At 71.9% G+C, this 14,118-nt stretch carries 9 protein-coding genes; 6 read left to right on the top strand and 3 right to left on the bottom strand.

Annotated elements, in window-relative coordinates; translation table 11 throughout:
- Positions 1 to 369: 369 nt before the first annotated feature.
- From POL72_RS00975 to POL72_RS00985, 3 genes are all read left to right on the top strand, one after another.
- Positions 370 to 1,275: a hypothetical protein gene (locus POL72_RS00975; RefSeq protein ID WP_272093000.1), complete on the top strand. Its 906-nt coding sequence runs from the start codon at positions 370 to 372 to the stop codon at positions 1,273 to 1,275.
- A 119-nt stretch (positions 1,276 to 1,394) separates the two neighbouring features.
- Positions 1,395 to 2,657, top strand: a complete 1,263-nt coding sequence (locus tag POL72_RS00980) for an AAA family ATPase (RefSeq protein WP_272093001.1) — start codon at positions 1,395 to 1,397, stop codon at positions 2,655 to 2,657.
- The gene (locus tag POL72_RS00985; RefSeq protein WP_272093002.1) at positions 2,654 to 3,451 is read left to right on the top strand and encodes a hypothetical protein; all 798 of its coding nucleotides are present in this window, start codon (positions 2,654 to 2,656) and stop codon (positions 3,449 to 3,451) included. Before POL72_RS00980 ends, POL72_RS00985 begins: the two co-directional genes overlap by 4 nt.
- 567 nt (positions 3,452 to 4,018) lie before the next feature.
- Here POL72_RS00985 and POL72_RS00990 read toward each other — a convergent pair.
- Positions 4,019 to 5,107: a hypothetical protein gene (locus tag POL72_RS00990; RefSeq protein ID WP_272093003.1), complete on the bottom strand. Its 1,089-nt coding sequence runs from the start codon at positions 5,105 to 5,107 to the stop codon at positions 4,019 to 4,021.
- Between the two features lie 348 nt (positions 5,108 to 5,455).
- Between POL72_RS00990 and POL72_RS00995 the strand changes: the two genes are divergently transcribed.
- Positions 5,456 to 9,607 carry a PAAR-like domain-containing protein gene (locus POL72_RS00995; protein ID WP_272093004.1) on the top strand — a complete coding sequence of 1,384 codons (4,152 nt, stop codon included), beginning with the start codon at positions 5,456 to 5,458 and terminating at the stop codon, positions 9,605 to 9,607.
- Positions 9,608 to 9,622: 15 nt separating this feature from the next.
- On the opposite strand, the gene POL72_RS01000 is transcribed toward POL72_RS00995, so the two are convergent.
- On the bottom strand, positions 9,623 to 10,561 hold the full coding sequence (locus POL72_RS01000) for a hypothetical protein (protein ID WP_272093005.1): 939 nt from the start codon (positions 10,559 to 10,561) through the stop codon (positions 9,623 to 9,625).
- Between the two features lie 87 nt (positions 10,562 to 10,648).
- Between POL72_RS01000 and hisC the strand changes: the two genes are divergently transcribed.
- Entirely contained in the window at positions 10,649 to 11,740 is a 1,092-nt protein-coding gene (gene hisC, locus POL72_RS01005; protein WP_272093006.1) for a histidinol-phosphate transaminase, read from the top strand.
- Positions 11,731 to 12,900: a tetratricopeptide repeat protein gene (locus POL72_RS01010; protein ID WP_272093007.1), complete on the top strand. Its 1,170-nt coding sequence runs from the start codon at positions 11,731 to 11,733 to the stop codon at positions 12,898 to 12,900. Before hisC ends, POL72_RS01010 begins: the two co-directional genes overlap by 10 nt.
- 36 nt (positions 12,901 to 12,936) lie before the next feature.
- Here the strand turns inward: POL72_RS01010 and POL72_RS01015 are convergent, their stop codons facing one another.
- Entirely contained in the window at positions 12,937 to 13,899 is a 963-nt protein-coding gene (locus tag POL72_RS01015; RefSeq protein WP_272093008.1) for a hypothetical protein, read from the bottom strand.
- Positions 13,900 to 14,118 lie beyond the last annotated feature (219 nt).

Here is a 14,118-nt window from a genome sequence, read left to right on the forward strand (position 1 = left end):
GGGAAAGCATGGACTTCGTGGAGCTGGCGATGCTGCAGCGCCGCCGTGAAAGCTTGAGTTTTCATGGTGATACCGCCTGGACGGCCGATGAGCGCGGTGAGCGCCGGGTCCTCCGAGGCGGGCTCCGCGGGCAGGTGGCTGCCAGCGCGGGCTCGGCGGGCGTGACCTGCGTTCACAGCGCGCTGAGACGCATCGGCGCGGGGGCGCGCGCAGGCGCGCCGGACCGCCGACCGTCGGTCGCGGTTCGGCCGCGGGGGGTGGTGAACGGGGTGAGGTGGCACGAGGACCACAGGACCAGGTGAGGAGGGGGGCTCCATGACGACGTGCGATCGAGAGCTTTGCCGATTGGAGGATGTGCTTGGCGCCAGCATGGCCGAGTCGAGGGCGATGCTGGCCGCGTTCGGCGTCCAGGTCGCACCGCTGCGGAGGCGCACCGCGAGCACGTACCTGGGGCGGGTGCTGGTCCACCCGTACAACCTGCTCGTCGTGGGGAGCGCGCTCCTCCTGAGCTTCATCGGCTGGAGCCCGCTGCTCCTGCTGCTCGGGCTCGGGGCGGAGCTCGTGATCCTGTGCGTCGTCCCCTGGCGCGGGTTCTTCCGGCGCAGCATCGACGCGCAGCTCGACGAGGTGGATCGGGCGGCCTGGTCGAGGGCGCGCGAGTCCTTGATCCGGCAGATGGACATCCGGCACCAGCAGGAGCTCGCGCGGCTCGATCGGCTGATCGATCGCACCCGCGAGAACATCCGGCGCCGCGGCGGCGCGGTCCCGCCCCTGCTCGACGAGGGCTTCGGCCTGAGCCGCCTCATCATGAGCTACATCCGCCTCGCGATCGCGCACAAGGCCGGCCAGGAGTCGCTCGCGATGACCAACCACGGCGAGCTCATGGACACGATCCGCTCGCTCGAGGCGGTCCGGAGCACGTCCGCGGGGCGGACCCGCGGGCTGTCCGAGCGGCGCCTCACGATCGCTTACCGCCGCGCCGAGTGCTGGAGCCAGACCCGCGACGGGCTCGAGGTCGTCTCGCAGAAGCTCGCCACCATCCTGGAGCTCATCCAGCTCATGCACGAGCAGTCGATGACGCCCGTCGATTCGCCGGCGACGTGCGTGGAGATCGACCGGTTCATGCGCGAGCTCGACGATCTCGACAACGGCGAGAGCACGCAGCGCGAGCTCGCGGAGCTCGACATGGATATGGACAGGGCGTTCGAGCTCGAGGAGCTCGAGGCCGAGCACATCCAGCACAGCCGCCCCCCGATGCGCCTCGTGGTGCGTTGAGCGGCGCGGATCGACGGCGCAGGCGGGCGCGATCGCTCGGCGACGCGGGGGAGCGCGCGGCGCTGCGCTCGGACCGCTGCCGTTGACGGCGCAGCGCGGCAGGCTAACGTCGGCGCGCGATGCTGAAGCTCAGGCGACTGCGGATCGAGAAGTTCCGGGGCGTGGCGCCGGGCACGGAGCTCCGGTTCTCGGACGGGCTCAACGTGCTGCTCGGCCAGAACGGGACCGGAAAGACGACGCTGCTCGAGCTGATCTCGATGGTGGTGAGGTCGGATTTCAGCAGCCTGGTCAGAGAAGAGTTCTCTATCGAGTACGAGCTCACGGTTCCGGGAGAAGCGACGGTGCTCGTTGCTATCAGCAACAAAGAAGATACGAGCCTCCCAGAGACGAAGCCTCGTACCGCGTTCGGCCTGCCGGAGCACTGGCACCCTGCTGCAGACATTACGATAGAGGAATCGTCGTCGGGCCGCCGTCACCATGTTCGGTACGATAGCGATCTTGGACTCATCATCGGAGACGGACACCCGACCGGGCGCGCTCGCGAGCTATCATGCCTGCAAGCCGGTTTCCTCTGGCTCTACATGCTGGAGGTAGCTGAGCCCGTCGCGATATCTGTACACCACAAGGTTCGGCGCGCGCGCACCGCGCGGCGATTCGACGAGTCACTGGAGCTATTCACGTGGCTCGTTGGTTCGGGCGACGCGCGCGGGATACTGCTGGTTCATCGGGACGAAACACTGATCGCCGAAGCCGAAGCGCACGTCATTGGCGTGCCGCAGGCGCTCTCTAGGCGACTGGCGGAGAGATACGAGAGGCCGAGGTCTGACTACACCTTCCAACACGCCGATTTCGCCTTCCTGACTACCATCAAGGAAACTATGAGGTTCGACGCCGCCGAGCTGAGGGTGGACATAACCGAGCGGCAACCGTGGGGCGAAGATCACGAGATGGTGACATTCGGGAATTTCGTGTTCCGGTTCTGGTGGGAGGGCGGCGAGTTCATCACCCACACGCGCCTGAGCTACGGGCAGAAGCGCCTGCTCACCTTCTTCTATTACCTCGCCTGCAACGACGACATCGTCATCGCCGACGAGCTGGTGAACGGCCTGCATCACCACTGGATCACGGCGTGTGTCGAGGCCATCGGAGCGCGTCAGGCGTTCTTGACGAGCCAGAACCCGCTCCTGCTCGACTACGTCCCCATCACGTCGCCAGAGCAGGTCCACCATAGCTTCGTGCTCTGTCGCGGCGAGCGGCGCGGCGGCAGACCGGCCTGGACCTGGACGAACATGAGCCACGAGGACGCCGCGGAGTTCTTCGCGGCATACGAGGTCGGCGTCGAGCACGTGAGCGAGATCCTGCAGTCGCGGGGCCTGTGGTGAGCCTGGAGGCAGCCCGCCTCTCGATCGTGATCCTCACGGAAGACAGCGGCGAGGACGGTCGCGCGACCGTCGAGGCGCTCGTCGGCCGGATGCTCGAGCTCGTCGTTCCCGGTTACGGGCGCCATCGGGTCGACTTCCTTCCGAGCGAGCCGAAGGAGGAGGAAGCGATGCGCGGCAACGTCTGGAAGACCGACGGGAAGAACCCGCGCGAGCACGAGCGACGCGTCCGGCTGCTCAGGTACATCGCGCGCAAGCTGTTATCGCCGAACACCTTCGTCGTTTTTCATGTCGACGGCGATCGGCCGTGGACCGAGCGGAACAGCAGCGAGAACCTCGACAAGTTCGATCGACGGGTCCTCACGCAGCTGCCGCAGGTCGCCGAGCGGGGTCGCGCGAACGCCCCTCGGACCAGGCTGCGAGCCAAGGACGACGCCGAGCCGCCTGCGCCAGCGCTGCAGATCGAGCATCTCCTTCTCGTCTGCCCGTTCCGGAGCATCGAGGCCTGGCTCTACCAGAACGTTCGACGCGCGAGCGAGATCTGCCGCCGCGAGCACGGGGGCCGCCACGTCGGGGACATCGAGGCATGGGAGGGAAAGCGTGCCGAGCTCGATGAGCTGCCCGCACCCGACCAGGCGCTGTGCCTGAAGAAGGCGCACAACAAGGAGCTCGCATCCCGTGGGTTTCCCACGCAGCTCGCCTACGACGTCGGGAAATCGTTCGCCGAGAGCGTGGACCGCATGGCTCGGTGTGGCTCGTTGCGCGCTGCGCTTGAACGCACACGCGTCTGGGAATGATGCGGCCGCTGCACCTGGGGCTCTGTTGACGACGAGGAGGGGTTCGGGCGCATCGCCGCGTCGGTGACGCGCCCCGGGTCACCGACGCCGCGTCGCCGACGCCCGCCGGGTCACCATCGCCGCATCGCCCACGCCCACCGCCGCCCACGTCGCAAAGCTGCCTCCCATGGCCGGAATCCTTGCCTGCCTCTTCCGCGCCCGCGCGACCGTGATGCCTCCGCCATCATGGGAAGAGCCGCGTTTCTCGCCAGCCGGCCCACGCCGAGCGGGTGCATCGTCGCAGGTACAAGGCTCGCCTCTCACCGAGAGGCGCTGAAATCGAAGAAGATCAAGCTCGCCCCAAGGACGAGACGCACGCGCTCCTCCGTGACCGCCTCCTGTAGCCTTACGAGGACGCGGCGGAAGAGGAGCGGCGCGCCGAGCGTGCCCGCGCCGCGAGCGCCAGCAGGAAGAAGAACGAGCCGTCCATTCCCGCCTGATCGAGGCTCATGGAACGATCCCACGGCGCCGACCGGGCGCGGGTCTCACGGCGGCGGCTTCCCCGGCGCACCGCCGCACCAGGACGGATCACCGGGACGCTGGCGCCTTCGCGAGGACCTCGGCGTTCTCGACCCACGCCGCGAAGACGGGCAGCTTGCTGCGCCGGGCGAGGACGAGGACCAGGAACGGCATGGCGCAGCTCAAGCGCCGCGGGGGTGACATCAGGCCGAAGGAACGCGATGGCGAGGGTGCATTTGCGCCCCCGTCGTCGAGGCGAAAGCGGATGACCTGCTCGAGAGGGCCCAAGCGAACGCGCCCGAGGGACGGACTCTCGAACACGCGGTCGGCGAGCTCGCTCGAGCGGGCGGCGCACGCGATGTCGATCACCGGCATGAACAGGCCCTCGTCGGCGGAGAAGCGCGCCCGGGGGTGCGCGTCGTCTTCTTGAAGAAGGGAGAGCGCGCGGCTGATGGTGCCCGCTAGCGTCGACCCGGCAGGCAACGTGGCCACGATGATCCTGACCTCTGGATCGGCCGCGCGGAGCTCGACGACGAACTGGTTGTATGCGGCGTCGATCTCCTCGTCCCAGAGACCCACGAGCTCGGCGTCCGTGTAGCGGGGGAAATGCACGAGCGCCTGCGTTGCCCGCGACTGCCAGACGGATTCGGGCTCGTCCGGGCTCGACCACACGCCGAAGCAGGGGACCTGAACGCCGTGATGAGATCGAGGGAACGGAGCGCGGGCCAGCGGAGGATCGAAGCGCGGGTGCATCGCGAAGCCGCTCCACAGGGCGATCCTGTCCGGGTCCGCGCCGGACGGCGCGCCCAGGGGCCAGTCCATGCCGAAGAGACGGCAGCTCTCCCGCTGGAGCGCCTCGGCCGAGCTCTCGGCGAGCGGCCCAGCCCAGGCGGCCCAGTACGCTGGGTCCAGGGTGGTCTCGTCGATCAGGCTCTCGCGCATGGCCCGCGTGAGGGGCGCCGGCGGCGCGTCGGTCCCGGCAGGCGCGATCTCGAGGGGAGCCCCTGCCAGCGAGGCGAGCCGTTGCCACGCGGTCGCGCTCACGCCGGTCCACACGAGGCTCACGCCCGGCCGGTGCTCGACGTCGAGGTGAGGGCAGACGCGCACACGCGCGAGCAGCGCGTCGTGGTGGCAGACCGCGAAGGCGGTAGGCGGCATGGCGACAAGGAGAGCCTAATCGCGGACGCTTGCCTCGCGGCGAGCAAAGCCGGTCGCGAAAGCTCGCCACCATCCTGGAGCTCATCCAGCTGATGCACGAGCAGTCGATGAGCCTGTGGATTCGCCGGCGAGAGCACCAAGCGCGAGCTCGCTGAGCTCGACATGGCCATGGACAGGGCGTTCGGAGATCGAGGCCGAGCACATCCAGCACAGCCGCCCCCCGATGCGCCTCGTGGTGCGCTGATCCGCTTCGTGACGCGCGGATCCCGCCGTCGCGCCGCGTGGCGCGCTGAGGATGTGCTCGCCGTTGCGGACCCCTTCAGGGGCGTGAGAGCATCCTTACCCACCATGGGAAAGGTCACCGCCCTCCACATGGACACCATCACCGAGAAATCCGGTCACCAGATGACCGGTATGGCGGTGAGCGTGTGTCTGACCCCGGCCGCTCCCAGCCCGTTGCCCATCCCCTACCCCACCATGGGCACGGTCTCGGAGGGGATCATCGACCCGTGCATGCGCACGAAGATCGAGGGCGCGAAGGTCCTCACGGTCGGCGGCTGCATGAAGGCGTGCCACGGCAACGAGCCCGGCACGCTCAAGGAGGTGGTCAGCCTCAACACCGGCGGGCCTTGCTTCCCGTGGCTCGGCGCGCCGAACGTCATCATCGAGCTCGGCATGGCCGGCATCACCGGCAGCATGGGCCAGATGAACAAGAGCATCACCGTCGGCGCCGGCGCCAGCGCGAGCGGCGCGGGCGGCGGCGGCGGCGGTGGAGGTGGCGGCGGCGGCGGCGCCGGGGGCCCGGGCGGCGGCGGCCCGCAGGGCGGCGGCAACGGCGGCGGGGGCGGCGGCGGGGGCAACGGCGGCGCCGGGCCGCCGAGCCCGCCGGCGCCGCCGGGCGCCGAGGGCCAGGCGGCCGCGGGCCACCCGATCGATGTCGTGACCGGCACGCTGTTCACGATCCCGTCAGCCGACTTCACGCTCACCGGGTTCCTCTGGGTCCAGTGGATCCGCACCTACAGCACCTCGGCCGTGCGCCAGCGCTGTGGCCTCGGGTGGGGCTGGTCGCACGGCCTCGCCTGGCACGCCGAGCGCAACGGCGATCGCCTCGTCCTCGTCGACGACCAGCAGCGCCGCACCGAGATGCGGCTGCCCGCGGCCGGTGAAACGCTGCTCCTCCCCCACGGCCGGAAGGTGCACCTCGAGGGGGACGCGATCGTCGTCGATCTGGACGACGATCTCGCGCGGGTCCTCCGGCCCACCGCCGATCCGCGGGCGTACGCGCTCTCCGAGCTGCGCGACGCCTTCGGCAACAGGGCCACGATCGACTGGGAGCAGGACGAGATCGTGGCCATCACGGACTCGGTCGGCCGCCGCGCGGAGGTCTCCCGCGACGGGAACCTGCGCATCTGGTCCGTCGCGGTCACCGACGAAGGCGGCAATGAGCATCGCCGGCGCCTCGTGACCTACGAGCTCGACGGTCGGGGCGACCTCGTCCGGGTCATCGACGTGGGCGGCGCGGAGACCCGGTTCAGCTACGACGACGAGCACTACCTGCGCTCGGAGACGCGCGCCGACGGGGTCGTCTTCCATTTCGTGTACCAGGACGTGGGCGGCGAGCGGCGCTGCGTCGAGACGTGGGGCGAGCTGCCCGGCGGCGACCTCCTCGCCGCGCTCGGCGCCCCCGAGGCGCACGTGGCCGGCGGCCCCCGCGGCATCTTCCACACGCGCGTCGCGTACGGGCCGGAGCCTCACCAGACGACGGTGACGGACGCGCTCGGCCACGTCCATCGCTACCAGGGCAACGCGCTGGGCCTCGTCGAGCGCTACGTCGACCCGCGCGGCTACGCCATGCTGTTCACGTACGACGGGGTCGGGCGCCTCATCGCCGTCACCGACGGCGCCGGGACCACGCAGCGGCGCCGCCACGATCTCGCCGGGCAGCTGATCTCCATCAGCGACGGCGGCGGCACGGTCCGGTACCAGACGGACGAGGAGCAACAGGGCGTCACCACCATCGCCCCGAACGGCCACCGCTCCACCGTGCGGCGCAGCCGGGGGCGCGTCGTCGAGATCGAGGACGCGCGCGGCAAGACGACGGCCGAGTACGACGCGCGCGGCAAGAACACGAAGATCACCTACCCGAGCGGCCTCGTCGACACGCTCGAGTACGACGCACACGGCAACCTCGTCCGCTACGCGCAGGGGGAGCGCGTATGGACCTATGTCTACGATCTCCTGGGCATGCCCGTGCGCATCGAGTCGCCCGGCGGCGCGGCGACCACGCTCGAGTACGACTCCTCGGGCAACATCGTCAGCGCCGTGGGGCCGACCGGGCAGCGCACCGAACGCGCGTTCGACGGGCTCGGGCTGTGCACGGCGACCTCGTACCCCGGCGGCGGCCGCGCGCAGTACCGCTACGTGGCCAGCGCGCTCGTCGAGCAGGTGCTGCCGGACGGCTCGCGCTGGACCATGGGCTACGACGCGCTCCTCCGGCTGAGCTGGATGCAGAACGCCGCGGGCGAGCGGCGCTCGTTCGAGTACGACGCCGCCGGCAACCTCGTCCGCGAGACGACGTTCACGGGGCTCCAGTACCGCTACGAGTACGACGGCGCGGACCGGCTCGTGTCGATCCTCCGCCCCGACGAGTCCATCGTGCGGCTCTCGCGCGACGGCGCGGGCAACGTCGTCGCGCGGGAGTACTCGTCGGGCCTCGTCGAGCGCTTCGAGTACGACGCCCTGGGGCGCGTCGCGCGCGCGACGAACGGCGCCTGCACGACGGAGCTCGCGTACGACGAGCGCGGCGCGATCCTGCGGGACACGCAGACGTGCGGCGGCTTCAAGTTCGTCACGAGCTACGACTACGACGAGGGCGGCCAGCTCGTGGGGCGCCGGTACTCGTCCGGCTGGCGCGTGGCGCTGGAGCACGACACGTACGGGCGGGTCGCCGCGATGGGCGTCGGCCATCCGGACGCCGCCGAGCGCTTCGTCTTCGAGCGCGACGAGCAGGACGGCGAGCGCGCCCGCCGGCGCGACGGCGGCGCCGGCGCCATCCTGACCCGGCGCAACGCCGAGGGCTTCCCCCTGGAGATCCAGGTGGAGGGCGCGCCGGGCGAGGTCGTCCGGTCCCGCGCCTACCGCTGGCACCCGACCGGGGCGCTGGCCGCCGTGATCGACAGCGAGCGCGGCGAGCGCCGCTACGAGCTCGACGCGCACGGGCGGCCCGTGGAGGTGCGCGGGCTCGGCGCGACCGAGGCGTTCTCCTACTCGCCGCACGGCACGGCGATCGCGCGCGGCGAAGGATCGGTCGGCGCCGGTGGACGGCCGCGCGCGGCGGGCGACCAGGTCCTGTACTGGGATCGGCTTGGCCGGCTCTCGGGCCGGGACGCGCCCGATCCGCAGCGCACGTGGCGGTACGCCTTCGACGAGAACGATCGCCTGACCGAGGCCGTGCGCGGCGACGGGCTGAAGGTCCAGTACATCTACGACGCGCTCGGCCGCCGCGTGGCCGAGATCGTCGGCCAGGGGAGCACGTGGTTCGGGTGGGACGGCGACAGCATCGTCGAGGAGCGCGCCTCGGGCGGGCAGGTCACGCGCCGTGTCTTCGACGCGTCAGGTCACACGCCGCTGCTCGAGTCGCAGGGCGGCGCGGGCTTCCGCCTCGTGGCGACCGACGCCGCGGGGACGCCGTGGCTCACCCTCGACGCGGCGGGCGAGATCTCCGAGATCGATCTCACCACCTGGGGCGAGGTCGCCCACGAGCGCGGCGAGCCGGGCGCGCTCCGCTTCGCCGGGCAGCGCGCCGATGAGCTCACCGGCCTCCACTACAACCGGTACCGCTACTACGCGCCCGACCTGCGCGTGTTCATCTCGCCGGATCCCATCGGCGTCTCGGGCTCGCTGCAGGAGATCGGCTTCGTCCCGAACCCGACGCTCTTCATCGACCCGCTCGGGCTGCTCACGATCATCACGGCCTCGAACGATCCCAAGCTCCACAACGCGTACTACTCGCAGTACGCGGCGAAGTACCCGGGCGCGACGATCCTCAAGCCGAACCAGGTCGTGCCTGGCAGCCTCAAGGGGGAGACCGATGTCGTCGTCGACACCCACGGCTGGCCGGGCAGCGTCGAGTGGGGGGGGAAGAAGATCTCGGGGGCGCAGCTCGCGGACAAGCTGAACGCCGCCGGGTTCAACGGGAAGATGCCCGGAGCGCGCGTCGAGGTCGTCACGTGCAACGGCGGGACGAAGCCGAACTTCATGGGCCGCAGCGTCGCCCAGGCGGTCGCGGACCGGACCGGCGCGACAACGTCCGGCTCGACAGCGAAGGGCGTCCCGGGCGTGGCCTCCGCTGGGCAGATGGGCAACGCGGGCGCCTCCGGCCTTGTCAGCGGAATGCCGACGGGACTCGGGTCCGGCAACGCCCCGGGTGGCCTGCACGTCAGCGGCGGCGGGCACCTGATCAAGGACATCAAGCCGCGCTGGTTCACGTTCGGGCAGTGACGGGCGCCCCGCCGCTCAGGGCGCGCCGGCGGCCGCGCCCTGCAGCGGCTCCGGCGACCCGATCCAGGCGGCCAGCCGCACCTCGTCCTGCGGCGGCGCGCCCAGGACGACGACGAGGAACGGGCCGTCGCACACGAAGTAGCGCTCGTACATATCTCCGCGCCCGAGGGTGAGCGGCCCGGGCTCGGTCGGCGGGAGCGCGTCCCAGCCGAGGCGGAAGCAGACGGTATGGCGGGCGTCGCCGATCCGGCGCCCCTCCCCGCCCGCGAGCGGCTTGCCGACGAGCTCTTCGTGCACACGGGCCGCGCACAGGTCGAGCAGGGGGATCTTCAGCGCGCAGCGCCGGTCGAAAGGCTTCACGCCGAACCATCTCCCGAGCCAGCCCCTCGGCCTCCGCGCCGTCGCGACGACCTCGGCGACGGCGGCCCCGAGCATCCCGGGGTGCGGGCACCGCGCGACAACCACGCGCTCATCCCCCCTGGCCTCCACCTCGATCACGAAGTCGTCAGGGCCGCTGTGGCGATGCACCGTCAGCTGCGCCGCGGCCCGCGACCACGTCGCGTCGTCGACGTCGTTCCAGAGCCCGAACGCGGGCAGGACGCGCTCGCCGAAGAGGACGCCCTCACGCCGGCTGGCGAAGGGCGCCGCGAACGACGGGCGCACGAACGAGAACGCGTACGCCCCGACGGCGTCTCCGGGCGCGCTCTCGGGCAGCGCGCCCTCAGGGAGCGGCCCGAACCTGCGCGCGCTCTCCTGCGCCACCTCCCGGAGCGCTTCTGCCGCGGCGCCGACGCGCGCGACCGACGTGGGCGACCCGGCGGCGCGGGGCGCGGCAAACGCTCCTCCCGCTCGCTCTTCCAGAGGGAAATCCGGCGAGAAGATCAGGGTCTGGTCTCGGGCGATGGGGGACGACAGCGACGGCACGAGCACGGTCGCGCGGCTCATCGTGGGCATGAGGTCCTCTGGTCCTGGCAGGAGGCGGGTAGTATACCGCTCTCCTCCTCTCTCATCGCCGCGCCCGCGACGATCGTGGACCGAGCCATGCCGCTGCCCGACTTCCTCCCTGCGCTGCTTCGTCCGGAGCTCGCCGAGCTCCACGCCTACACCCCGGTCGCGGGGCACTTCCCCGTGCGCCTCGACGCCAACGAGAGCCCGCCGTTGCTCTCGGCCGAGGCGCGGGCGGCCCTCGCGCGGGCCGCGGCGCCCGAGGACTGGGGCCGCTACCCCGACGCGCGCGCCCTCGATCTCCGCGAGGCCATCGCCGCCCACTGCGGCGCCGATCCCGACGAGATCGTGGCCGGCGTCGGCTCCGACGAGGTGATCTCGATCGTGCTCACCGCGCTCAGCCGCCCGCGGCAGGGCGCGGACGCGCCGAGCGTCGTCACGGTCAGCCCCACCTTCGTCATGTACAAGCTGAGCGCGCGCGCGCGCGGGATGCGCGTCGTCGAGGTCCCGCTCGACGCCGGCTGGGATCTCGACGTGGCGGGCCTCGCGCGCGCCGTCGATTTCGCGCGCCCCAACGTCGTCTTCATCGCCTCGCCGAACAACCCGACGGGCGCGCTCATGTCGGAGGACCGGCTCGAGGCGGTCGTGGCCGCGGCGAGGGACGCCCTCGTGATCGTCGACGAGGCGTACATCGACTTTGCCCCGCGCGACCAGCTCGCCCTCCTGCGCAAGCACCCGAACGTCGCCGTGCTGCGGACGCTCTCGAAGATCGGCCTCGCGTCGCTGCGGATCGGCTGGCTCATCGGCGCCCGGGAGCTCGTGGCCGAGCTCGACAAGGTCCGCCAGCCCTACAACCTGCCCACTCCGTCGCAGCGCGCGGCCGCCTTCGCCCTGCGGGAGCTCGGCGGCGAGCTCCGCCGCGCCGCCGCCGCCGTGACGTCCGAGCGCGAGCGCCTCGCGGCCGGGCTCGCCGAGCTCGGCCTCACGGTCGCGCCGAGCCACGCCAACTTCCTCTGGATCGGCACGCGCCGCCCTGCCGGCGAGGTCTTCGAGGCGCTCGCCGCGCGCGGCGTCCTCGTGCGCAGCTTCCACGCGGCGGGCGGACGCCTCGCGCACCGGCTCCGCATCACTGTCGGCCTCCCGGAGGAGAACGATCGCCTCCTCGCCGAGATCGCCGCGTGCGCGTAGCCGTGCCGCCCTCCGCCGCGCGGCGCGCGCCGCGTGCGTTCCTCGCAGCGATCGCGTCGCTCGCGGCGCTCACGTCCATGGCCGGCTGCGCCGCGCCCCGGGTCGCGCGCTCGATCGACGGCCAGATCATCGAGGGTCGCTTCATCGCGGCGCAAGCTTATGCGCTGTATGCGATCGGCGCCGAGGCCGAGGCGCGCGGCGATCTCGCGACGGCGCTGGAGGCGTACGAGCTGGCGGAGGACGGAGACCCCGACAGCGCGGACATCTGGACGCGTATCGGGTCCGTGCGCTGCCGGCTCGGGCGCGGGGAGGCGGCGGGCGCCGCCTTCGAGCGCGCCCGCGCGATCGAGCCCGACTACGAGCCGGCCTACCGCGAGCAGGCGCGCTGCGATCTCTCCGCGGGGCGGCTCGAGGCGGCGCTCGGGCGGATCGATCGGGCGATCTCGCTCGATCCGGATCGTGACGACGGCGCCCTGCTGCGGGCCGAGATCCTGCGGCGCCTGGGCCGAACGGGCGACGCGCGCCTCGCCTTGCGGGCGCTCGTGGTGCGGCGCCCGTGGTCGACGGAGGCGTGGCGCGCGCTGCACGCGGCGGCCGTCGAGGCGGGCGATCGCGCGGTGGCCGAGCAGGCTGCGCGGCGCCTGAGGGAGCTGGCTGCGCCGGGGGCACCCGTCCCGGGGCGGCGGGTGTCGTCAGGCGGGCACCTGGCCGAGGTCGACGAGGCGCTCGTCCTGGGCCAGCTGCGCCGCGCCCGCCGCCTGGCGCGCGACGCGGATCTGACGCCCGGCGAGGTCGCGGTGCGCGCAGCCGCGCTGGGCCGCCTCGGCGAGGCCCGCGAGCAGGCCGAGCTCGTCTCGGCGGCCGATCCGGCGAGCGCCTCGGCGCTCGTGGCGCTCGCGGTGGCGGCCGATCTGAGCGGCGATCTCGACGCGCTGACCCGGGCCTGCGACGCCCTCGACCTGTCCACGGCGGCGGGCGGCCCCACGGTGGCCCCCTCGCGGCTCGCCCGTCTCCTCTTCGCCGAGCTGCTCTTCCGTCGCGTAGGACGCGACGCCGCGCTCACCTGGCTCGGCCCGCCGCCCCCCGCGCTCGGCGCCCCGGACACGCTGTCCCAGGAGGTCGAGCGGCGCGTCCGCCGAGAGCTCGTGGGCGCGCCCTGATCGTGGCGGCGGGGGCGCGTGCCCCCGCCGTGTACCTCAAGGCGAGGGCTTGGTGTGCGGCTTCTCGTTGTACTTCTTGAGGTCGAAGTTGAGCTCGAAATCGAGCGTGTTATCGCCCTCCTTGATCTCGATCTCCCTCTTCACGTCCTGATCGATGGCCGGCAGCAGGGCGGCGGTGAGCACCTTGCCCACGGGGATGTTCTTGATCTCGAACTTGCCGTCGAGCCCGGTCACGTCGTGTGTCGCGAACTTGAGCACGAAGACCTCGGCCTTGAGGAACGGCTTCGGCAGCTTGTCCACGAGGTGGTAGTAGCCTGGCTGCGGCGGGTAGAACTTCACCGGGTCGCCCTGGGGCACGGCGACGAGGACCGCCATGAAGGGGGCGCCCTCGAGGTTCGGCATGTACGGCTCCAGGGGATCGAGGTTCGCGACCTCGAGCCGCTGACCATAGGACATGACCACGGTCCGCTTCGAGAACGCGCACCCGTGGATGGTCACCTTCTCCGCCTCTTCGCGCTCCGGCACGTAGCCGCTGTAGTTGACGACGGTGACGAGCGCGTCGGCGACCCCGTTCTGCTGTCCCACGCGGAACAGCCGCCCGTAGGTCGCGGCGGCCTCGCCGCACTTGCCGATCGGAAAGCTGAGCCCTGTATCGGGCGGCGGGTCGCCCTTGATGGTGACGCGTCCTCGCAGCGTCCCCGTGGGCCCGCTGTACGGCGCCAGTCGCTTCGGGTTCATCACCTTCGCGACGTCCTCGGAGGTCAGCGAGATCTCGTGCGCCGCGCCCGCCCCGGCCTGCGCGCTCCCCGCAGCGCCGGCGCTCGCGCTCCCCGCCGCCCCTGCGGCCGCCGGCGCCGCGCTCCCCACCTGCGCCGCGCTCCCCGCGGCCGCCGGCGCCGCGCTCCCCGCCGGCGCCGCGCTCCCCGCGGTTGCGCCGCCGCTCGCGTTCCCTCCCTGACACCCGAGCGCCCCGAGCAGCGCGACGCACGCCGCTCGCATCGTTCCATCCCCCGCTCTTCTCTGCAGCTTCTCGCCGGTTCGCATCGGCGCCGACTTTAGCAACTCGCGCGCCCCGCGCAGCACCGCGGTTTCATCGCAAAGTCACGCGCCCCCGACGCGAGCGCCGCCCCCCCGCCGCCAGATCAGTTGGCGGCGCAGTGCCCCGCGGATGACAGCGGTAGGCCCTCGGAGCCGCTGCGCGGCGCGCGGAGGACCGTT

The sequence above is a fragment of the Sorangium aterium genome (assembly GCF_028368935.1).
Classification (GTDB): domain Bacteria; phylum Myxococcota_A; class Polyangia; order Polyangiales; family Polyangiaceae; genus Sorangium; species Sorangium atrum.

What these genes read in the sequence shown, in the direction of transcription:
- POL72_RS00975 (WP_272093000.1), top strand. Translation starts at nt 370, where the DNA reads ATGGCCGAGTCGAGGGCGATGCTGGCCGCGTTCGGCGTCCAGGTCGCA.
- POL72_RS00980 (WP_272093001.1), top strand. Translation starts at nt 1,395, where the DNA reads ATGCTGAAGCTCAGGCGACTGCGGATCGAGAAGTTCCGGGGCGTGGCG.
- POL72_RS00990 (WP_272093003.1), bottom strand. Translation starts at nt 5,107, where the DNA reads ATGCCGCCTACCGCCTTCGCGGTCTGCCACCACGACGCGCTGCTCGCG.
- POL72_RS00995 (WP_272093004.1), top strand. Translation starts at nt 5,456, where the DNA reads ATGGGAAAGGTCACCGCCCTCCACATGGACACCATCACCGAGAAATCC.
- POL72_RS01000 (WP_272093005.1), bottom strand. Translation starts at nt 10,561, where the DNA reads ATGCCCACGATGAGCCGCGCGACCGTGCTCGTGCCGTCGCTGTCGTCC.
- hisC (WP_272093006.1), top strand. Translation starts at nt 10,649, where the DNA reads ATGCCGCTGCCCGACTTCCTCCCTGCGCTGCTTCGTCCGGAGCTCGCC.
- POL72_RS01015 (WP_272093008.1), bottom strand. Translation starts at nt 13,899, where the DNA reads ATGCGAGCGGCGTGCGTCGCGCTGCTCGGGGCGCTCGGGTGTCAGGGA.